This window comes from Planotetraspora sp. GP83 (assembly GCF_041262585.1).
Lineage (GTDB): Bacteria > Actinomycetota > Actinomycetes > Streptosporangiales > Streptosporangiaceae > JAOEGB01.
Genome location: NZ_JBGCBZ010000010.1, coordinates 24,681 through 44,246, shown reverse-complemented (window position 1 = coordinate 44,246; position 19,566 = coordinate 24,681). Strand labels below are relative to the sequence as shown.

General features: G+C 70.5%; 16 protein-coding genes. 11 read left to right on the top strand and 5 right to left on the bottom strand.

What is annotated here, in order from left to right; all coding sequences use genetic code 11:
* The first annotated feature begins 8 nt into the window (after positions 1 to 8).
* Genes ABH927_RS15940 through ABH927_RS15925 form a run of 4 tightly spaced genes read left to right on the top strand, consistent with a single transcriptional unit; the run spans position 9 to position 4,903 of the window.
* Complete coding sequence (locus ABH927_RS15940; RefSeq protein ID WP_370022194.1) at positions 9 to 608, top strand: rod shape-determining protein MreD; 600 nt, start codon at positions 9 to 11, stop codon at positions 606 to 608.
* A complete protein-coding gene (gene mrdA, locus ABH927_RS15935) occupies positions 601 to 2,676 on the top strand; it encodes a penicillin-binding protein 2 (protein ID WP_370022192.1) in 2,076 nt (691 codons plus the stop codon). Before ABH927_RS15940 ends, mrdA begins: the two co-directional genes overlap by 8 nt.
* Positions 2,673 to 3,845: a rod shape-determining protein RodA gene (gene rodA, locus ABH927_RS15930; protein ID WP_370022190.1), complete on the top strand. Its 1,173-nt coding sequence runs from the start codon at positions 2,673 to 2,675 to the stop codon at positions 3,843 to 3,845. The genes mrdA and rodA overlap by 4 nt, the downstream gene beginning before the upstream one ends.
* 14 nt (positions 3,846 to 3,859) lie before the next feature.
* On the top strand, positions 3,860 to 4,903 hold the full coding sequence (locus ABH927_RS15925; protein ID WP_370022188.1) for a DUF2293 domain-containing protein: 1,044 nt from the start codon (positions 3,860 to 3,862) through the stop codon (positions 4,901 to 4,903).
* 278 nt (positions 4,904 to 5,181) lie between these two features.
* On the opposite strand, the gene ABH927_RS15920 is transcribed toward ABH927_RS15925, so the two are convergent.
* Together ABH927_RS15920 and ABH927_RS15915 are read right to left on the bottom strand one after the other, a co-directional pair.
* Positions 5,182 to 6,072: a serine/threonine-protein kinase gene (locus ABH927_RS15920; RefSeq protein ID WP_370022186.1), complete on the bottom strand. Its 891-nt coding sequence runs from the start codon at positions 6,070 to 6,072 to the stop codon at positions 5,182 to 5,184.
* Positions 6,073 to 6,139: 67 nt separating this feature from the next.
* Positions 6,140 to 8,251 (bottom strand): class I SAM-dependent DNA methyltransferase, encoded by a 2,112-nt coding sequence (locus tag ABH927_RS15915; RefSeq protein WP_370022184.1) that lies wholly within the window; start codon positions 8,249 to 8,251, stop codon positions 6,140 to 6,142.
* Positions 8,252 to 8,308: 57 nt separating this feature from the next.
* On the opposite strand from ABH927_RS15915, the gene ABH927_RS15910 reads away from it, so the two are divergent.
* Positions 8,309 to 9,043 carry a PP2C family serine/threonine-protein phosphatase gene (locus ABH927_RS15910; protein ID WP_370022183.1) on the top strand — a complete coding sequence of 245 codons (735 nt, stop codon included), beginning with the start codon at positions 8,309 to 8,311 and terminating at the stop codon, positions 9,041 to 9,043.
* A gap of 61 nt (positions 9,044 to 9,104) precedes the next feature.
* Here the strand turns inward: ABH927_RS15910 and ABH927_RS15905 are convergent, their stop codons facing one another.
* Entirely contained in the window at positions 9,105 to 9,647 is a 543-nt protein-coding gene (locus ABH927_RS15905; protein ID WP_370022181.1) for a CGNR zinc finger domain-containing protein, read from the bottom strand.
* A gap of 221 nt (positions 9,648 to 9,868) precedes the next feature.
* Here ABH927_RS15905 and ABH927_RS15900 point away from each other — a divergent pair, with 221 nt between their 5' ends.
* The 6 genes from ABH927_RS15900 (at position 9,869) to ABH927_RS15875 (ending at position 17,397) form a co-directional block, all read left to right on the top strand.
* The gene (locus ABH927_RS15900; protein WP_370022179.1) at positions 9,869 to 10,972 is read left to right on the top strand and encodes an acetate/propionate family kinase; all 1,104 of its coding nucleotides are present in this window, start codon (positions 9,869 to 9,871) and stop codon (positions 10,970 to 10,972) included.
* A gap of 55 nt (positions 10,973 to 11,027) precedes the next feature.
* Positions 11,028 to 11,810, top strand: coding sequence for a PhzF family phenazine biosynthesis protein (locus ABH927_RS15895; protein ID WP_370022177.1), 783 nt, complete (start codon positions 11,028 to 11,030; stop codon positions 11,808 to 11,810).
* A 108-nt stretch (positions 11,811 to 11,918) separates the two neighbouring features.
* On the top strand, positions 11,919 to 12,767 hold the full coding sequence (locus tag ABH927_RS15890) for a glycosyltransferase family 2 protein (protein ID WP_370022175.1): 849 nt from the start codon (positions 11,919 to 11,921) through the stop codon (positions 12,765 to 12,767).
* A 132-nt stretch (positions 12,768 to 12,899) separates the two neighbouring features.
* Entirely contained in the window at positions 12,900 to 13,868 is a 969-nt protein-coding gene (locus ABH927_RS15885; RefSeq protein WP_370022173.1) for a pirin family protein, read from the top strand.
* Positions 13,869 to 14,343: 475 nt separating this feature from the next.
* Entirely contained in the window at positions 14,344 to 15,129 is a 786-nt protein-coding gene (locus ABH927_RS15880; protein ID WP_370022171.1) for an SDR family NAD(P)-dependent oxidoreductase, read from the top strand.
* Between the two features lie 603 nt (positions 15,130 to 15,732).
* Positions 15,733 to 17,397 (top strand): cytochrome bc complex cytochrome b subunit, encoded by a 1,665-nt coding sequence (locus ABH927_RS15875; RefSeq protein WP_370022169.1) that lies wholly within the window; start codon positions 15,733 to 15,735, stop codon positions 17,395 to 17,397.
* Positions 17,398 to 17,457: 60 nt separating this feature from the next.
* On the opposite strand, the gene ABH927_RS15870 is transcribed toward ABH927_RS15875, so the two are convergent.
* Positions 17,458 to 18,276, bottom strand: a complete 819-nt coding sequence (locus ABH927_RS15870; RefSeq protein ID WP_370022167.1) for a hypothetical protein — start codon at positions 18,274 to 18,276, stop codon at positions 17,458 to 17,460.
* Positions 18,273 to 18,743, bottom strand: a complete 471-nt coding sequence (locus tag ABH927_RS15865) for a papain-like cysteine protease family protein (RefSeq protein ID WP_407072831.1) — start codon at positions 18,741 to 18,743, stop codon at positions 18,273 to 18,275. The genes ABH927_RS15870 and ABH927_RS15865 overlap by 4 nt, the downstream gene beginning before the upstream one ends.
* Positions 18,744 to 19,566 lie beyond the last annotated feature (823 nt).

Sequence of the window (19,566 nt, the reverse complement as noted above, 5' to 3'; positions counted from 1 at the left end):
AGCAGCCGGTGAGAAGGCCCGCGAGGAGGCTCGCGCGGGATCCGGCGAGGAAGCCGATAGGGAGCCCGGCCGGGTGCGCGCTGCTCGCTGTGGCACTGATCCTGCTCGTCCCCGTCGCGCAGGTGTCCGTGGTGAACGGCCTGGGCCTTCCCGGCGGCGGCCCCGACCTCGTGCTGATCGGCGTGGTCACGCTGGGGATGGTTCTCCGCCCGATGGGGGCGACTGTCATGGGGTTCGCCGCCGGCCTGGCCGCGGACATCGCGCCGCCCGCGGACCACTCCATCGGCCGGCACGCCCTCGTGCTGTGCCTGATCGGTTATCTCTGCGCGCTGCTCCCCGCCGACAGCTCGGCCGGCCAGCGGACGGTGGCCGCTCTTGGCGGGACGCTCGGCGGCACCCTGCTCGACGCCGCGCTCGCCGGTGTCCTCGGCGACGCGAGCTGGACGTCCGTCCTCGGGGGCCTGCCGGGCTCACTGGCCTGGACCGTGGCCGGCGGGACCCTGGTGGCCGTCGCCCTCGTTTCCCTGCTCTCCCGTCGGCGCCGGTTCGGCGGCCCGGCGTCGCGAGCGGCCGCCAGAGGGCGCTACGCCCGAGGTCACCATGCGTAGAGACGCGCACGGCGGCCGGCTCGTGGTCCTCTACGTCGTCGTGACGTCGCTCATGCTGACGCTCCTCGGGCGGCTCTGGTATCTGCAGGTCACGACCGGGCCGACCTATGCCAGAGCGGCCACCGAGTCGCGCGTGCGCACGGTGCCCCTGCCCTCCGTGCGGGGCCAGATCCTCGACGTGCACGGGCGTCCCCTTGTGGCCAACCAGACCATGCCGCAGGTGTCCGTCGACTACATGGCCCTGATCCATCAGCCCGACGGGGGCAGGGCGGTGCTGACCCGGCTGGCAGAGGCGCTGCGCAAGCCGTACCAGGAGATCGCGGACCGGGCGCGGCTGTGCGGCCGGGAGGTGCCGCGGCCGTGCTGGCCCGGCTCGCCGTACCAGCCGATCACGGTCGCGGACGACGTGGACCCGCGGACCGTGGTGCGGATCGCGGAGCGCCAGGAGGAGTTCCCCGGCGTCAGCACGGCGCTGCGGCCCGTGCGGACCTATCCGCTGCACAAGGCGGGGGCCCACCTGCTGGGTTACCTCCAGCCGCCGGCTCCGTCCGACCGCCCCGGCGGCCCGGAGCTCGTGGGCCGTGACGGGCTGGAGGCGGAGTACGACACCGAGCTGGCTGGCCGCACCGGCCTTCGCGAGGTGGCCGTGGACAGCACCGGCAAGGTGACCGGTCTCCTCCGCGAGGAGGCGCCGAATCCCGGAGACACCCTCGTGACCAGCATCGACGCCCGGATCCAGGAGCTGTCCGAGCGCGCGCTGGCCAAGGCCGTGACGAAGGCGCGCAAGCGCGGCGAGCCGGCCGACTCGGGCGCGGCGGTCGTGCTGGAGGCCGCCACCGGACGGGTGACCGCCCTCGCGAGCTACCCGAGCTACGACCCGGCCGTGTGGACCGGCGGCATCTCCCAGCGCGACTTCGAGACCCTGCCACTGGTCTCCAGCGCGGTGCTCGGGCAGTGGGCGCCGGGCTCGACGTGGAAGGTCACCTCCACGGCGGCCGCGGCCGACGCCGGATACAAGCTGCGCGCCTCCTACGACTGTCCCGGCTCCTACAAGGTCGGAGGCCGGTCGTTCCGCAACTTCGACGGCATCGCGCTCGGCCGGATGAACATGCACAGAGCGCTCGTGGTCTCCTGCGACACGATCTTCTACCGCTTCGCCGAGCGGATGTGGAAGCACGACGGCGGGCTGAAGCCGGTGCGCCACCCCGCCGACCCGATGCAGGCCATGGCCAGGGAGTTCGGCTTCGGGACCCGCACGGGGATCGACCTGCCCAACGAGTCGCCGGGCCGCGTCCCCGACCGGGCCTGGAAGAGGGCCAACTGGGAGCAGACGAGGGCCGACAGCTGCCGCCGGGCCAAGACGGGCTATCCGGACGTCGCCGACCGCAAGCGCGCCGCCTACCTCAAGGCGCTGGCCGCGGAGAACTGCCAGAACGGCGGCGTGTGGTGGGCGGGCGACGCGGCCAACTTCGCCATCGGCCAGGGCGACGTCCTGGTGACGCCGCTGCAGCTCGCCAGGGCCTACGCCGCCCTCGCGAACGGCGGCACGGTCTTCAGCCCGCGCGTCGCCAAGGCCCTGGTGCGCCCGGACGGCAGCGTGGTGCGGACCGTCACCCCGCCCGTCACCGGCCGGGTCGACGTCTCCCGCAAGACGCTGCGCTACATCCGCGACGCCCTCGCCGACGTCCCCCGGGAGGGCACGGCCGCGGCCGCCTTCAAGGGCTTCCCGTTCAAGCGGCTGGCCGTCGCCGGGAAGACCGGGACCGCCGAAGCGTACGGCAGGCAGGACACGTCGTGGTTCGCCTCCTTCGCCCCGGCCAGGAAGCCGCGCTACGTGGTCGTCGTGGTCGTGTCTCAGGGCGGCACCGGCGCGAGCACCGCCGCCCCGGCGGCCAGGGACATCTGGGAGGGCATCTACGACCTCCGCGGCAACGCGCATCACAAGCACGCCAAGAAGGACGGCAAGCAGGACGGCAAGACGCCCGCCGGGAAGCACAGGCACGGTCACAGCCGGAAGGCGCCCCACAAGGCCTCCTTCGAGCCGACGAACGTAGGTGGAGGGCGATGACGACGCTCCGTCCCACTCCTTTACGGCTCCTGCGGTCTCGTGTGCCCGCACGGCGGGGCTGGGTTCCCGTGCCGGCGTCACTGGACTGGGGGCTCGCCGCCACGTCGGCGGCCCTGTCCGGGATCGGGCTGCTGCTCGTGTGGTCGGCCACCCGCACGGACCCGGGCTCGACCCTGCTCCAGCGGCAGGCGGTCGGCGTGGGCCTGGGATTCGTCCTCATGTGGCTGGTGTCACGGTGTGACCTGCGGGTCCTCCGGGCGTACGTGCCGGTGCTCTATCTGCTGGCGCTCGCCGGGCTGGTCGTGGTGCTCACGCCGCTCGGCCGTACGGTCAACGGCTCGCACGCCTGGATCGTCCTGGGCTCGGGGCTCCAGTTCCAGCCGTCGGAGTTCGCCAAGGTGGCTCTGGTGCTCGCGCTCGCCATGGCCCTGGGGGAGCTGCGGGACGGCGAACGGCGGCCGGGCCCCGGAGCGGTGCTCCTCGCTCTGGGGCTGGCGGCCCTGCCGATGGGGCTCATCATGCTGCAGCCCGACCTCGGCACGACCCTCGTCTTCGCGGCGGTGGTGGCCGGCATGGTCGTGGTCTCGGGAGCGCCCAAGCGGTGGCTGGCCGGGCTGACGGCGGCTGCCGGCATCGTGCTGCTCGTGGTGTGGCGGCTTCACCTCATCCGGCCCTACCAGCTCCAGCGGCTGATGGTGCTGACGGATCCCGACGCCGACCCGCTGGGGGTGGGATACAACGCCACCCAGGCCCGGATCGCCATCGGCTCTGGCGGCATGTTCGGGAAGGGTCTGTTCCACGGCGAGCAGACCGCCGGGCATTTCGTCCCCGAGCAGCACACCGACTTCATCTTCACCGTGGCGGGCGAGGAGCTCGGCTTTCTGGGGGCGGCCTGCGTCATCCTGCTGATGACCGTGCTGCTCTGGCGCGGCCTGCGGATCGCGGCCAGGAGCGCCTCGCCGTACGGCACGGTCCTGGCGGGCGGGGTGGTCTGCTGGCTGGCGTTCCAGACGTTCGTCAACGTGGGCATGACCGTGGGCATCCTGCCCATCACGGGCCTGCCGCTGCCGTTCGTCTCATACGGAGGATCGGCGACCGTCTCGACCCTCACGGCCGTCGGGCTGCTGGAGGCCGTACACCGGACGCGGAGCCGCACACCGCTGGGATAGGGCACTCTTGTGGGGTGGGGAGCAAGCTGGGCGGCCGGGTGGCGGAAGCGGCGAAGATCGCCCTGACGGCGCGGAAGTACGTGACGGCGATCGATGTGCTGACCGGCCTGCGGTGGCTGCACGCCCGCCACGTGGACACCTGGCGGCAGGGCCGGGTGGACAGCCTCGAACGGCTGGCCGCCGTCGACGCCGCCCGGATGGTCGAGGCGGTCACCCATCTGCGCGAGTGGGCGGTGGCCTCCGGGCTCGTCGCGAGCGAGACGGCCTACGCGGCGGCCAGCAGGGACAGGCGGCCGCTGCGCTTCACGGCCGAAGGCGGCGAGGAGTTGGAGCTCCTGTTTCGCGTCCACTGGGTATCTCCGACGTTGAGCGAGGCGAGACAGCGGCAGCTCGCGGAGCGCCAGAACCGCGCGCCCGACCTGGTGGTCGTCGCTCCGCTGGAGACATGGGCGTGCGCCGGATGCCGGGAGACGGGCCCTTACCTGATCATGGAGGACGATCAGCCGTTCTGCCTGACCTGCGCCGACATGGACCACCTCCACTTCCTTCCGGCCGGAAACGCCGCTTTGAGCCGCCGGGCCAAGAAGGAGAGCGGCCTGTCCGCGGTGGTCGTCCAGTTCAACAGGCGGCGTAAGCGGTACGAGCGGCTCGGCGTCCTCGTCGAGGAGACGGCCCTCATACGGGCCGAGGAGCAGTGTCTGGCCGACGAGGAGGTACGGCTCCGCCGCCGCGAACGGGACCGCGATCGGCGCGCCCACGAGGACATCGAGTTCCAGGCGAGGATGGCGGCGGAGATCCGCCGCCTGTTCCCCGGCTGTCCGCCGGAGCGCGCCGAGGCCATCGCCCTGCACGCCGCCGTGCGTGGCAGCGGCCGGGTGGGCCGGACGGCGGCCGCCCGTGTCCTCGACGAGAACGCGATCACCCTGGCCGTGGTCGCGAGCGTGCGCCACCTGGACACCGACTACGACAGCCTGCTGATGTCCGGCGTTCCTCGGATGGCCGCCCGTGACCAGATCCGTCCCCGCATCGACCAGGTCCTGACCGGCTGGCGAGCCTGACAACGACTACATCCGACGGTGTCCTCCGGTGGCTGGGCGCGCGCCCAGCCACCGCGTGATCATGCACATGTTCCCGCACACACCGTCCTACCTGGCGCTTTGCCCGGCGTGATCATGCATGACGAGGGCGCGCCCGGCGGACAGACGCCGCATGATCACAAACGGTGCCGGCCCTGATCAGACCGCGTACGGCGGAATCCATGCATGATCACGATCCGGGAAACCCCACGTCCCCGAGCTTCCCGGGAAACCCTGCATGATCACGGCGACCGATCGGGTCAGCGGACGCGGCCGACCATTCGGGCGTACATGCGGCCCGGGCTGGGGATCGACGACGGGTTGAGGAAGCCCGGCAGCATCGGGAGATCGACGGCGAACGGCTGCAGCCGCTCGTAGAGCGCGTGCGCGTCCGGGGGCCGGTTCTCCGGCTTCTTCTCCAGCAGGTCGGCGATGAGCCGGTCCAGCTCGGCCGGAACCCCCGGGACGCGAGGCGGCCGCTCCTTCACCTGCTTGTCGAACACGGCGTACTCGGTCGGCCCCGTGAAGAGCTGCCTGCCCGTGAGCATCTCGTGCAGGACGCAGCCGAGGGCGTAGAGGTCGCTCTTCGGGTCGGCGACACCGCGCTGGATCTGCTCGGGCGACATGTACGCCGGGGTGCCCAGGATCTGGCCGATCCGGGTGAACTGGGCGACGTCCGCCTCGCGCAGCATGGCCAGCCCGAAGTCGAGCACCTTGACGCTGCCGTCCGGGCACAGCATGAGGTTGGTCGGCTTGAGGTCGCGGTGGCAGATGGACAGCGCGTGCGCCGCGGTCAGCACGGCACATGCCTGCGCGGTGATGGCCGCGGCCCACGGCACCGGCAGCGGCCCGTGCTCGCTGACGAGGTCGGCGACCGTCACTCCCTCGATGAACTGCATGACCTGGAAGAGCCGCTGCTCGAAGGTGCCGAAGTCGTAGAGGACCGGCGCTCCGGGGTGCTCCAGCCGGGCGAGGATCCTGGCCTCGCGGATGAAGCGGCGTTCGAGCTCCTCGTCCGGACCTCCGGGAAAGCGGAGGAACTTGACGGCCACCTTGCGGTCGAGGCGCCGGTCGTGGCCGCCGTAGACGGCGCCCATGCCGCCCTGGCCCAGGGGAAGGTCGTCCAGCACATAACGGTCGCCGATGACCATGCGTCCCCTCCCGTCGACCTTTGCGGGAAAAAGTTACACCTTCAATCATGAGGGCAATCATGAGCAATCATGAGGACGATGAGGGGTCACGAGGCCGGAGACGGCCGTCGGCGATCCCCTCGACCCCGAGCCGGACGAACGCCTCCCCGGCGGCGGCGACCTCTGTCAGGCGGTCTTCCAGGGCGAGGAGCTGCTGGAAGGCCCTGCCGTACCGTCTCTGCTCCGTGAGCGGGATCCGCAGGACGCGCGCCCGGCGGGCCTCGACGCGGCTGGCGCCCAGATGCGTCGATCTGGAGCTCGTCGACCTGGAGTTGGGGTGCGTCCGCCCGCCGCCCGCCGCGAAGCGGAGGAACCCGGCGAGGAACTCGGGATCGAGCCGCGCCCGGTCGACGCGGAAGACGGTGAGGTGGGGGCCCAGCACAGCGCCACCGGCCTCGATCACCCGGGCGGTGACGGGTGAGCCGACGATGTCGCCGCCCTCGATCGTCACGAGGCCGGGGGCGGGAGCGGCCAGGCCGGTGGGCGGACCGCCATGCGACAGGTCGTCGGCCGTCAACACCGGTAGGCCCGGTGTCTCCATCTGGAGGCCTCGTGTCTCCACGGGCTCGTCCGATGCCTTCAAGGTCGAATGGAGAACGGTCACCAGCCCCGCCCTGACCAGCTCCGCGACAGTCGTCACGGGGGCGTCCCAGCCCAGGTCGCCGTCGCCGAGCACCTCGAGGTCCGGAAGGGTCTCGGCCATCGCCCGCGTCAGCACCGCCGAGGCTTCCACGAACCGGTCGCGGGCGGCGGGGAGGCCGCGGGTGTCACTCCTCGCGGACAGGTGCCGCGCCGGGCTCACGTCCACCTCGTCGTCGAGGAGGTCGATGATCCGGACGGTACGGCTGCCGCGTGGCGGCTCGGACTCGGCCAGGTACGCACGCCACGCCTGCTCGACGAGCGACAGGTCCTCCCCCGCGTCCGCCAGCAGGATCGCCGTCGGCTGCCGCTCCCCCGGCCGCGGACGGCGGAGCAGCCACAGGTCGGGACCTCCCGCCGACAGGGTGACCACAGCGCGGAGCGCGCCCGCACGCAGCAGGTTCGCCCGGATCCGCCTGCCCGGACGGCGGCTCGCCGCCGCTGACGGCATCAGGATGGCGACCAGCCCGCCCGGCCGCACATGGGCGAGGCAGTGCTGCACCCAGGCCAGCTCGGGCTCGCCCCGGGGCGGCATGCCGTAATCCCAGCGCGGATCGCCGATCAGGTCCTCGTGGCCCCACGCCCGCTCGTTGAACGGCGGGTCGCACACCACCGCGTCGGCCCGCTCGCCGGAGAAGCCGTCATGCCGGAGGGCGTCCCCGGCGACGATACGAGCGACGATACGAGCGGGGTCCCCACGCAGGAGAAGCCGCAGCGCGGTGAGGAGCGCCCCCGTCTCGCTCGCGTCCTGCCCGAGCAGCCGCCCCTCCCCGTCGGACGGGTTCCGCCCCGGGCCCCGCCGCCGGGTGTCTCGACTCGCCGGCGGCGCGGCCCGCCGTGGCGCCCCTTCCGTCTGTACGGCGAGCAGGAGCGTGCCGAGACCGCAGGCCGGGTCGAGGACCGATCCGCCTTCGGGGCAGGCGAGCCGCGCCATCAGCCCGGCGATCTCCGGTCGCGTGACGGAGAGCCGCCGGCTGTGGGCCTCGACGTACCGCTCGCAGAGGAACTCGAAGGTCTCGGCCGCGCCGTCCCGCGCGGCCATCTCCGCGAGGAGGTGGATCAGGCCGGGATCGGCCAGCCGCGCGTCCGCCGCGTCCGGCGACCCGAGGTTCACCGGGAGGTCGGGAGCGGCCGCCGCGACGGCATGCGGGAGCCGTACGACGAGGTCGGGGCTGCCGGCGAGGCCCGCCCAGCCGCCGGGGTCCCGGCGGGTGTAGAGCAGGAACGCGCCGGCGTGGCCGAGCAGCTCGCCCAGACGGAGGTCGCCGGCGGACGCCTTCAGCCGCTGCCAGACCCGGTCGCCGAGCGACACCTCGAACGTCTTGCCGTTCCGGTGCAGCCATTCCTCGACCTCGGGCAGGGAGAACAGTGGGCTGGACGCCGTGCCCCCGACCGGCTGCGGGAAGTCCTCGTAACGGCGGCGCCAGTTGCTCACCGCGGCCCTTCCGACGCCGGCCAACCGGGCGATGTCGCCCGCGTTCACTGTCGCGTCCTGGCTCATGGGCCTCAGACTAATCCATGCTTGTGAAGTCATTCAACCAATGGTTTACTCAAAACCATGACGCACAACCGCATTCGGTATGCCGCGGGATCGGACGTCGGGCGTTCCCGCACGAAGAACGAGGACTCGGTGCACGCGGGCAGGTACCTGCTCGCCATCGCCGACGGGATGGGCGGACATGGGCACGGAGAGGTCGCCAGCGCGGCCGCCATCTCCGCGCTCTCGGCTCTTGAGGACGCTCCTCTTTCCGCCGATCCCCTCGCCGCGCTGGAGGGCGCGGTCCGCGACGCGGCCCGCAGGCTCAGCGAGCTCGCCGAGCAGGATCCCGCGCTGGAACGGATGGGCACCACGATCACCGCGCTGCTCTGGGACGGCCACAGCCGCTTCGCGCTGGCGCACGTCGGCGACTCGCGGGCGTACATGCTCCGGGACGGCGCCCTCTATCAGATCACCCGCGACCACACGCTGGTCCAGTCGCTGGTCGACGACGGGCGGATGAGCCCCGACCAGGCGGCGAGGCACCCGAACCGGTCGTTGCTGCTCCGGGCGCTTGAGACCAGCGGCCTCGCCGACCCCGATCTCTCGTTGCGCGACGCCTACCCGGGCGACCGTTACCTGCTCTGCTCCGACGGCCTGACGGCGGTGCTCGAACCGGAGACGCTGCATCACGCGCTGACCACCATCGCGGACCCCGAGGAGGCGGTCCGCCACCTCATCGCACTGGCCAACGAGGGCGGCGGCCCCGACAACATCACCTGCATCGTCGCCGACGTCGAGCCCGTCTCCCCCTGACCTGCCCAGCCGTACGGCACGGCAGGCCGGGGCCCCCGCTCCGCGAGGACGATGCGCGGGCTCAGGCGTTGCGCGCGCGGAAGGCGGCGGTCTTCACCCGGTTCTGGCACGCGGTCGAGCAGAACCGGCGCGTGCCGTTGCGCGAGATGTCCACGTAGACACGGTCGCAATGCGGAGCCGTACACACCCCGAGCCGGTCGTGCAGTTCGCTGCCCATGACGATGGCCAGGCCCGTCGCGCAGCTCGCCGCCCAGTTGCCGGCCAGCGTCCCGCCCGTGCCGTGGAAGTGCAGGTGCCAGGGCTCGCCGTCGTGCCGGTCGAGATGGGGCCGGGCGGACGTCTCGGCGAGAAGCCCGTTGACCTGGTTCGCGGCGGCGTCGATGTCACCATCCGCCACCGACTCGAAGACACCGCGCAGCCGGGCCGCGACCCCGGCGAGCTCCTCGGCCTCCTCCGCGGTGACCTCCTCCCGCGCCCGCCTGCCGCCGATCCTCAGGGCTTCGGTGACGGCCGCCCGCCGTTCCCCACCCTGCGGCGGCACGTACGGCCGGCCGCGAGCGTCCCCAGCGGTCAGCGCGTTGACCAGGCCGACGGCTGCCGCCACCACCAAATCTGTGTGACTGTTGAAATTCACTTGACCGGTTACGCCCCTTGCGTCTCAGTTTGTAACTGACAAAAGCATACATGCCAGTTACAAGGAGGCGGCAATGCTCACTCTCGAAGTCGCGCGGGAATAGATCGACCGCTGGGACCGCCAGCAGGAGGGCTACCTCCCCCGTTCCCGGGGCCGGTTTGGCACGACCGGGCGCGGGGAGACGGACAGCTATGACACCGGTGGTCCTCACGGTCAACGCCGGCTCCTCGAGCCTCCAGCTTCACCTCGTCCGCGACGGCCGGGTGCTGCTCACGGAACACAGCGAGCAGAGCCCGGACCCGGCCGAAGCGGAGCGGACGCTGTCGGACTTCCTGGCCAGGGATGGCCGGCTGGAGGTCGGGTTCGTCGGCCACCGGCTCGTGCACGGCGGCGACGCCGTACTGGCGCCGGCCGTCGTGGACGACGACGTGCTGGAGGCGGTGCGCCGGTACGCCGACCTCGCGCCGCTGCACGTGCCGCCCGCGCTCGCGCTCGTCGAGGCCGCGCGGCGCACGCTGCCCTCGGTGCCGCACGTCCTCTGCCCGGACACGGCCTTCCACGCCGGAATGCCCGAGGTCGCCAGGACCTACCCGCTCCCGTCCGAGTGGCGGCGGCGGTACGGCCTGCGCCGGTACGGCTTTCACGGGCTCTCCTACGCCTGGGCCATCCGGAGGGCGGCGGAGCTGCTCGACCGGCCCGTTGAGGAGATGGACCTGGTGATGACGCACCTCGGCGGCGGGTCGTCGGTGTGCGCCATCCGGGGAGGCCGCAGCGTGGACACCTCGATGGGGTTCACTCCGCTGGAGGGCGTCCCGATGAGCAAGAGGTCGGGCAGCGTGGACCCCGGAATGCTGCTCTGGCTGCTGTCGGACTCCCGTCTTTCGCTCGAAGAGCTGCGTGAGGGGCTGGAGCACCGATCCGGCCTGCTCGGGCTCTCGGACGGGCTTTCCGGTGACACCCGCGAGCTGGTCGCGTCCAAGGAGAGGGCGGCGGCACTCGCGCTCGACGTGTACGTCCACCGGGTGAGCCGGGAGATCGCGGCGGCGACGGCCAACCTCGACCATCTCGACGCGCTCGTGTTCACGGGCGAGATCGGCTGGGACCAGCCCGAGGTCCGGGAGGGCGTGTGCCGCCGGCTCTCGGTACTCGGTCTGGAGCCGCCCGTCCGCGGCGACCTCGACACCGACGGGCTCATCAGCCCGTCCGGCGCGCGTGTTCCCGTTCTGGTGGTCAAGCCCCGTGAGGAGCTGCAGGTCGCCCGGGACACGTTGGCCGTCTTCGGCCACGCCACCTGACAGGCTCGCCGACCGGTCCTTCGTCCGGCGGGCGCCCGACCTAGAATCCGGAAATATGCGCATCTTCACCGTCGATTCGTTCACTGACCAGGCCTTTCGCGGCAATCCCGCCGCCGTGTGCCTTCTGGAGGCCCCGGCGACGGACGCCTGGATGCAGGCCGTCGCCGCCGAGATGCGGCACTCGGAGACGGCGTTCGTGATCGGCGAGGAGGGGCCGCGGCACTCGCTGCGCTGGTTCACCCCCGCCGTCGAGGTCGCGCTGTGCGGGCACGCGACGCTGGCGACCGCCCATGTCCTTTACTCCCTCGGCGCCTCGGGACGCCTGGAGTTCGCCACGAAGAGCGGCGTCCTCACCACCGGCCAGGCCGGCGACGGGCTCATCGCGATGGACTTCCCGGCGAAGAGGGCCACCGCCGCCGCGCCCCCGGACGGCCTCGTGGAGGCCCTGGGCGTGAAACCCGTCTGGGTGGGGCGCAGCCAGTTCGACCTGCTGGTGGAGGTCGAGTCCGCGGACGCCGTCCGCTCGGCCGTTCCTGATTTCGACCGGCTCGCCGCGGTGGACACCCGGGGTGTCGTCGTCACCGCCCCCGGCGACGGCCCCTCCGCCGACTTCGTGTCCCGGTTCTTCGCTCCGAGGGCCGGAGTCCCCGAGGACCCGGTGACCGGATCGGCTCACTGCGTGCTCTCGCCGTACTGGTCGGAGAAGCTCGGGCGTGACCGGCTCGTCGGTGAGCAGGTGTCCGAGCGCGGCGGAATCGTCCGCACGACGCTGCGCGGAGACCGCGTCGAGCTGGCAGGACACGCCGTGACCATCTGGTCCGGCGAACTTCATGTCTAGACGCTGATTCCGGTGTACGGCCGTGCGGAGGTTATGGGATACGGCGGCGACTTTGGATAGATACCCGGGGATGAGGATCCTCGGGTTCGACACGGCGGAGACGGGGCGATGACGGCGCGGACGAAAGGGCGGGTCACGGTCGTGGTGGCCACCCAGAACCGGCGTGACGAGCTGGAGCGCTCGCTCGCCCACCACGACTGCCCCGTCATCCTGGTGGACAACGGCTCCACGGACGGCACCGCCGCGTTCGTACGGCAGCGCTTCCCGCATGTCGACGTGGTGGAGCTCGGCCGCAACCTGGGCGCTCCCGCCCGCAACGTCGGCGTGCGGCGGGCGACGACCCCCTACGTCGCGTTCGCCGACGACGACTCCTGGTGGGCGCCCGGGGCACTGGACAAGGCGGCCGACAGCCTCGACGCCCATCCGCGCCTCGCGGTGCTCGCGGCCCGAGTGCTCGTGGGGCCGGAGGAGCGGCTGGATCCCGTCTGTCTGGAGATGGCCCGCTCCCCTCTCCCGGCCGAGACGGATCTGCCCGGCCCGAGCATTCTGGGCTTCCTGGCCTGCGGGGCGGTCGTGCGCCGCGAGGCCTATCTGGCGGCCGGGGGCTTCGACGACGTCGTGTTCTTCTTCGGCGAGGAGGAGCGTCTCGCCCTCGACCTGGCGGCGGCCGGCTGGGGGCTGGCCTACGCCGGCGACGTGGTGGCGCATCACCACCCCTCGGCCCCTCGGGACCCGCATGGCAGGCAGGTCCTCGCCGCGCGCAACGCGATGCTGACCGCCGTCATGCGCCGTCCGTGGCCGGTGGTGGCACGAACCGTCATGACGATGGTCCGGCGTGGACCGGTCGGCCTGCAGGCGCTCCGCGACGCCCTCCGAAGGCTCCCCCGGGCGCTGTCCCGGCGCCGTACCCTCCCGGCCCCCGTTGAGTCGGCCCGCGAACTACTGGCGCAAGACTGACTGTTCTCCGGACCCTCCCCGGCCCACCCGTTGGTGCTCGATCACAGGTGAATGGCCTGACCTCTGTCAGGTCGCTCTCCGACGCTCGTCTACCATGGGGCAGCCGTGTCCGACCCGACCGGGAGTGCGTGGATGAGCAACATCGAGCAGGATCCGCAGGAACTCGTCTGCGGGGGCTTGAAGACTGTCTCCACGCGTCCGGTGCAGGAGCTACTCCCCGGCCACGAGGTGGCGCTCGGCGGCGCACGAGGGATGACGGTCATCCGCACCCTGCCCAACCGGGCACACCGGATGGTGGGCGCGTGGTGTTTCATCGACCACTTCGGCCCCCAGGACGTCACCGGCATTTCCGGCATGCGGTTGCCTCCCCACCCCCACACCGAACTCCAGACGGTGACCTGGCTCGTCTCCGGTGAGATCCGGCACATGGACAGCATCGGCAGCGACCAGGTGATCCGTCCGGGCCAGCTCAATCTGATGACGGCGGGACGGGGCATCGCCCATGCCGAGGTGGGCACCGGCAACGAGCCGACTGTGCACGGGATGCAGCTGTGGGTGGCCTTGCCCGGGGCCGACCGCCACGTCCCCCCACAGTTCAGCCACCACAACGACCTTCCGGTGTTCCGGGACGGCGGCGCCACCGTCACCGTCCTCATGGGAGAGCTGGCCGGAGCCGAGTCCGCGGCACGCTGTTACACCCCGCTCGTCGGCGCGGAGGCGGCCCTGGACGCGAACGCGCGTGTGCGCCTGCCTTTGCGGCCCGATTTCGAATACGCCCTGCTCACCCTTACCGGCAAGGTGGACGTCGACGGGACCGGCCTGGAGCCGGGCCCCTTGCTGTATCTCGGCTCGGGCCGGTCCGAACTCACGCTGGGCGCCGATGCGCCGGGCCGGGTGCTCCTCCTCGGCGGCGAGCCCTTCGAGGAGCGCATCGTGATGTGGTGGAATTTCGTCGCCCGCGACCATGACGAGATCGTCGCGGCGCGCGAGGAATGGATGACCGGCAGCCGCTTCGGCACGGTGGCCGCCTACGGAGACGCCAAGCTCCCGGCTCCGCCCATGCCGACCACCCGGCTCGTGCCACGCGGCCGGCACCGCTAACCCGCACCGCCCTCCTCGCTTCGCTGGAAGGGCACCTGACGGGCCTGCCCCCGCAAGACCCGCCGGCCCCTTCCGCCCTCGTCTCGGCTGCTCCATGTCGCCGGCCACGCCGCCGGCGGCCTCGTCGAGGACGAACCTCATCCAGTCCACCAGGTCACGGTTGGCCCTGTCCGCCGCGACCTGCCATCTCCTCGCCACCCAGGCGTGGTTCCGCAGGGTCTGGTAATCGAGCGAGGTCCTCTCGACGGCCTGCCGGTAACGGTCGGGGAAGGTCGTCTGGCCGTAGACGAGCCAGTCCCCCAGCCACCTTCTGCCTCCCGCCGGCGCCGTACGGCTCCGCCTCCGCGTGGTGGATCGAAGCGCCGCGCATCGGAGCACCGATGAGTTTCCCGGGCCTCGTGCGTTTCACGATCGAACCTGCGCGTGGAGCAAGAACAGAACACGTGTGAACCGCGACGACAACGGAGGAGCCGTCATGCTCGAGAACAAGAACGCGATCATCTACGGAGCGGGCGGATCGATAGGCGGCGGTGTCGCCAGGACCTTCGCCCGCGAAGGGGCGAGGGTCTTCCTGGCCGGCCGCACCCGCGAGACCCTCGACAAGGTGGCGGAGGAGATCACCGCCTCCGGCGGGTCCGCGGAGGTGGCCGTGCTGGATGCCCTCGACGAACACGCCGTGGACGAGCACGCCCAGGACGTGGCCACCCGGGCGGGCGGCATCGACGTGTCGCTCAACCTCGTCTCGCGCGGGGACGTACAGGGAATCCCCCTGGTCCACATGACGACTGCCGACTTCACCCGTCCGATCGTCACGGGGATCACGGCGAACTTCATCACCGCGCGGGCGGCGGCACGCCACATGATCGAGCGGGGATCCGGCGTCATCCTGACGCTGGACAGCGGATCCGCCCACGGAAGCCCCATGATGGGCGGCACAGGGCCCGCCGACGCGGCGACCGACACATTCGTCCGCAACCTGGCGGCCGAGGTCGGGCCGCACGGCGTCCGCGTCGTCGGCCTGTGGACGGCCGGGGTCCCCGAGACGCTGTCGCCGGAGAAGCTCGCCTCGGTCAACAGCGATCTGGCTCTGGACGACGTGGCCTTCCAGGGCCTGCTCGACCGCCTGGCGGAGATGAGAATGCTGCGCCGGTCGCCCCGGCTGTCGGAGGTTGCGGACACGGCCGCGTTCCTGGCCTCCGACCGGGCCGCGGCGATAACCGGCACTTTCGTCAACGTCAGCAGCGGGATGTTCCCGAGCTAAGGAGCGTCGTCGCTGCCTACCACCAGATATCCAAGCCCGGCCAGAACGGCCCCGGCCAGCGAAATGCCAACGACCATTGGCGGCGCGCCCCGCTTTGGCTGCGCCCCAAGATCAGCGCAGCGGCCGGAGGAACGTCCGGATGCCGGCGGTGAGCAGGCGGGTGGTAATACCTGTGACCTACGGCTTAGCGTCGGGGGCATGGCCGTTGAAGTGAGTGACGCCTTGCGTCAGGCGGCGGAGCAGGCGATATCAGAGGAGCCGTGATAGAGCTGGAAGCGACGTCGCCGGGTAGATTGGCGGGAGAGAACTGAAAAGGGCGCCGGTCGGCCGGATTCCATCTGCCGGCCGAGGAACGCCCGTCAGGCTCGCCTAACCGGCCACGGCCAGTGCACCACAGGCCTTCGGTGATTTCACGCCGGTACGGCGTCCGCCACTTCGGCCCAAGTATCGGCGAGTGCGTGGTGATCGCCGCCTTGCGGGGCCATTGCTTTCACGGTCGTGATTGGCGTGGTGATTGGCGTGTGATTGGCGTGGTGTGTTCGGTGCGTTTGGGGCGCGATCGCGCTGACGATGCCGCCCCGTCCGATCTTGAGGAAGGGCACTATGAAGGCTCCCCCGAAAGTCATCGCCGGGGTCGCCACATTCGTTGACGATCGCCTCGGCGCGGGAAGCTTCCTCAAGCGCAACCTGAGGAAGATCTTCCCGGACCACTGGTCGTTCCTGCTGGGCGAGATCGCGCTCTACTCGTTCATCATCCTGCTGCTGACCGGCACGTTCCTGACGTTCTGGTTCAAGCCCAGCATGGGCGAGGTCGCCTACTCGGGCTCCTACCAGCCGCTGGTCGGCGTGAGGATGTCCGAGGCGTACGCCTCTGCCCTCCATATCAGCTTCGACGTGCGGGGCGGTCTGCTGATCCGGCAGATCCACCACTGGGCGGCGCTGTTGTTCGTGGCCGGAATCATGGTCCACATGCTCCGCGTGTTCTTCACCGGGGCCTATCGCAAGCCGCGAGAGCTCAACTGGCTCATCGGCCTCACCCTTTTCACGCTGGCGCTGGTGGAGGGCCTGACCGGTTACTCCCTGCCCGACGACCTGCTCTCCGGCGCCGGTCTGCGGATCACCCAGGGCGTCATGCTCGGGATCCCGGTGGTGGGCACGTACATGTCGTTCTTCCTGTTCGGCGGCGAATATCCCGGGCAGGAGGTGATCTCGCGGTTCTTCACGATCCACATCCTCCTGATCCCGGGCCTCCTGCTGGCTTTGATCTCCGCGCACCTGATCCTCATGTGGGTGCAGAAGCACACGCAGATGCCGGGCCCGGGCCGCACCGAGACCAACGTGGTGGGCGGGCCGTTCTACCCGGCGTTCATGGCCAAGTCGGGTGCGTTCTTCCTGTTCACGTTCGCCGTCCTCGCCTTGCTGGGGACCTTGGCTGAGATCAACCCGATCTGGCTGTTCGGGCCGTACACGCCGGCGGACATCTCGGCCGGGTCCCAGCCCGACTTCTACATGGGCTTCCTGGAGGGGGCGCTGCGCCTGATGCCCGCCTGGGAGATCAATGTGCTGGGCCACACGATTCCGCTGAGCGTGCTGATCCCGGCGCTGGTGCCGTTGGGCATCCTCATGACGGGCCTGGCGATCTACCCGTTCGCCGAGCGGTGGATCACCGGTGACCGCCGTGAGCACCACCTGTGCGACCGGCCGCGTAACAACCCACACCGCACCGCGATCGGCGTGGCGGGCATCACGTTTTACGGCATCCTGTGGCTGCTGGGCGCGAACGACGAGATCTCGGCCTTCTTCCATGTCGGCCTGTACGAGACGACGATCTTCGGCCGATTCGCGATCTTCATCGGTCCGGCGCTCGCCTACCTCATCGCGTACCAGATCTGCATCGGCCTCCAGCACAGGGATGCCGAGGTGCTGTCGCACGGTGTGGAGTCGGGCGTCATCAGGCGGATGCCGAGCGGCGAGTACATCGAGGTCCACACACCGGCGGCGGAGGACATCGCCGAACACATCCGCGGCAAGGCCGAGATCCCCGTCATCGAGAGCGGGGTGGACAGCGGGGGCATTCCCCCAAAGCTCGCCCGTACTGTCCTCGGCAGGCTCCGCGCCAGGATGAGCCGGACGTACGGCACGGACCACGTCCCGCTCGACGAAGCCCACAAGGAAGCCCACAAGGAAGCCCACGAGGAGAAGCATGCTGCCATCGGCGCCGGGGAGCGCGTCGATGCCGGGGAGCGCGAGCCGCACACCGAGCGCTGACAACCGCCGGCCGGGTTTGGCGGGCGAGCCGTGCTCCCTTGACGGCCCGCCCGCCTGGCTTCAGCGCCGCTGTCTCCGGAAGCCGCGGATCGCCAGGGCCAGCGCCCCGGCCGCCAGCACGGCACCGATCCCGAGTGGCACGGCGTGGAAGTCCGGCCCGGTCGCCGAGCCGGTCGCCGAGCCGGTCGTCAACTGCGAGACCGCACCGGCCCCGCCCGAACCGAAGCCGCCTACCAGGCCCTCCTTGTCGTAGTCCGAACCCGGCAGTTTGTCGCCGTAGCGCGAGGCGACCAGCCGCTGGTAACCCTCGACGCTGTACACCGTAGGCGCGGTGTCAGACCCCGATGTGTTCAGCAGGCGGATCTCCTTGTCGGAGACGGCATACCAGGCATCGATCTGCGGCTCGTGCAGCAGAGAGGTCCCCTCCGGCAGCATGCTCGCCGCGGTCTGCTCGTCCAGACCGGCGGCGATGTCGTCCACCCGCCAGGAGTCACCCTCATAGGTCATCCCGATCGTGACCTGGGTGCCGTCGCCGGCCTGGGCCGGCACCGCCACGTAGGCGAGGTCCCCTGCGGGAGCGCCGGTCGTCCCTCGGACGAAGTCCGCGGTGAGCTCGAACACCGGGATGGTCTTCTCGCTGACCGAGACGCCCGGCGAGGAGTCGCCGGTGCCGGGCTCCGTGCTCGTGAACTGCACGTTCGCGAGCTGATCCTGCGTCGTGGCCGACGCGGCGACGGAGTGAGCGTTCTGCAGGTCGGCGGCGGTGGGCTGCCCCGACAGCAGTGACGAACCGTCTGCCGAGGCCGACGCCGCTCCGCCGAGAATCACGAATATTCCGAACGCGGCGGCCACCGCCGCCCGGGTGGCTGCCCGTCTCATATCGACCTCATGATGTTGTTCAGTGTCCGGGTCCAGGTGAAGGAGCTGTTGCTCACCAGACCGGTGTAGGACCGTACGTGCCGCCGCGCCCCGGAGGCCTTGGGGTTGATGTAGTAGACCAGGCCACCGAGATAACGGGTGTCGTATCCGTAGGCCACGAGAGCGTGCCCGCCCCCGGAGGCCCAGCTGATCCCGACGTAGAAGGGCCGCTTGGCATTGATCTGCGTCTGAACCCCGTGATACGTGAGCGAGTCGTGAATGTCGTCGCCCGGCGAATAGAACGAGAGTTTGTCCAGAGCGTGGGCCACCAGCTTCGCGCTCCCTGCCTCGTTCGGGCAGGTGAACAGGCTGATCTTGTCCTTCGCCAGGTTGCAGAAATCGTTCTGAGAGATCTTCACGCCGTGATATGCGGCGATCATGCTGCCGGCCGCCGACCAGCACCACTTGCTCTGCTCCTGCGTCTGCATATCGACTGGGAGTATGTGCGATTGGGCCGCCTGGGCCGTGCCGGGGGTGAACAAGCACGTCCCGGCTATCGTGACCGCGGCCAGCGCCCGAAACAGGCCTGAGCTTCTTCGAACCATCGAAACTTCCTTCTCGATTGTTAGAGGACAACGATTCGACGGACACGCTAGAAGCGATTCCTGGGGAGATCTGCGTAGAAATCCTCACGCAGCCGGAATGCGGATAAATACCGGGAGCCACCGTATGCAGGTGATCGATCCAGCCCTTCATGCAACGACGATCACCAAGTGACACTTGGTTTACGCTTTTCGACGTCACGTCCGGCCGTACAACGTCGCCAATCGATCAACTGGACGTCGGGCGAAGCGTCCGCCGCGGCGTGCGCCTTCTCCACTGCTCTGCCGCGTTCACAGCTCGCCCCGGCAGACCCGCTTGAGCGGCGGGACGACAGGGCAAAGTCTCGGATTCCCAGCGACAAAGGGGCATCATGAGGAAGCGAACCTTTGTATGCGCGAGGAGCGGAACTGATACACGGTGGAACGTGCGGGCCAGGATTTGTCCCCGTCCCCCCGCATCGCGATGCCTGGTTCTGAAGCTGCCAATGTCCGCGGCGCTTCCACCTGCTCCCGAGCGCGGGAGGAGGCACGCCGCTTTGCCTTCACCCCTCAGCAGGTGGCCCAGCCGCCCCTACGACCCAAGTGCCTCGATGGCCGCCAGGAGCAGAACAACCGCCGGATAGAGGCCGTTGACCCGTGAGAGCTGGTCCACGACTGGTCCACAACCAGCGAGCGTCAATGAGAACGGGCGGGACTCCGTGAGACTGGA

Coding starts and splice junctions, on each gene's coding strand:
- mrdA (WP_370022192.1), top strand. CDS start 601: ATGCGTAGAGACGCGCACGGCGGCCGGCTCGTGGTCCTCTACGTCGTC.
- rodA (WP_370022190.1), top strand. CDS start 2,673: ATGACGACGCTCCGTCCCACTCCTTTACGGCTCCTGCGGTCTCGTGTG.
- ABH927_RS15920 (WP_370022186.1), bottom strand. CDS start 6,072: ATGGTCATCGGCGACCGTTATGTGCTGGACGACCTTCCCCTGGGCCAG.
- ABH927_RS15915 (WP_370022184.1), bottom strand. CDS start 8,251: ATGAGCCAGGACGCGACAGTGAACGCGGGCGACATCGCCCGGTTGGCC.
- ABH927_RS15910 (WP_370022183.1), top strand. CDS start 8,309: ATGACGCACAACCGCATTCGGTATGCCGCGGGATCGGACGTCGGGCGT.
- ABH927_RS15900 (WP_370022179.1), top strand. CDS start 9,869: ATGACACCGGTGGTCCTCACGGTCAACGCCGGCTCCTCGAGCCTCCAG.
- ABH927_RS15895 (WP_370022177.1), top strand. CDS start 11,028: ATGCGCATCTTCACCGTCGATTCGTTCACTGACCAGGCCTTTCGCGGC.
- ABH927_RS15890 (WP_370022175.1), top strand. CDS start 11,919: ATGACGGCGCGGACGAAAGGGCGGGTCACGGTCGTGGTGGCCACCCAG.
- ABH927_RS15885 (WP_370022173.1), top strand. CDS start 12,900: ATGAGCAACATCGAGCAGGATCCGCAGGAACTCGTCTGCGGGGGCTTG.
- ABH927_RS15880 (WP_370022171.1), top strand. CDS start 14,344: ATGCTCGAGAACAAGAACGCGATCATCTACGGAGCGGGCGGATCGATA.
- ABH927_RS15875 (WP_370022169.1), top strand. CDS start 15,733: ATGAAGGCTCCCCCGAAAGTCATCGCCGGGGTCGCCACATTCGTTGAC.
- ABH927_RS15870 (WP_370022167.1), bottom strand. CDS start 18,276: ATGAGACGGGCAGCCACCCGGGCGGCGGTGGCCGCCGCGTTCGGAATA.
- ABH927_RS15865 (WP_407072831.1), bottom strand. CDS start 18,743: ATGCAGACGCAGGAGCAGAGCAAGTGGTGCTGGTCGGCGGCCGGCAGC.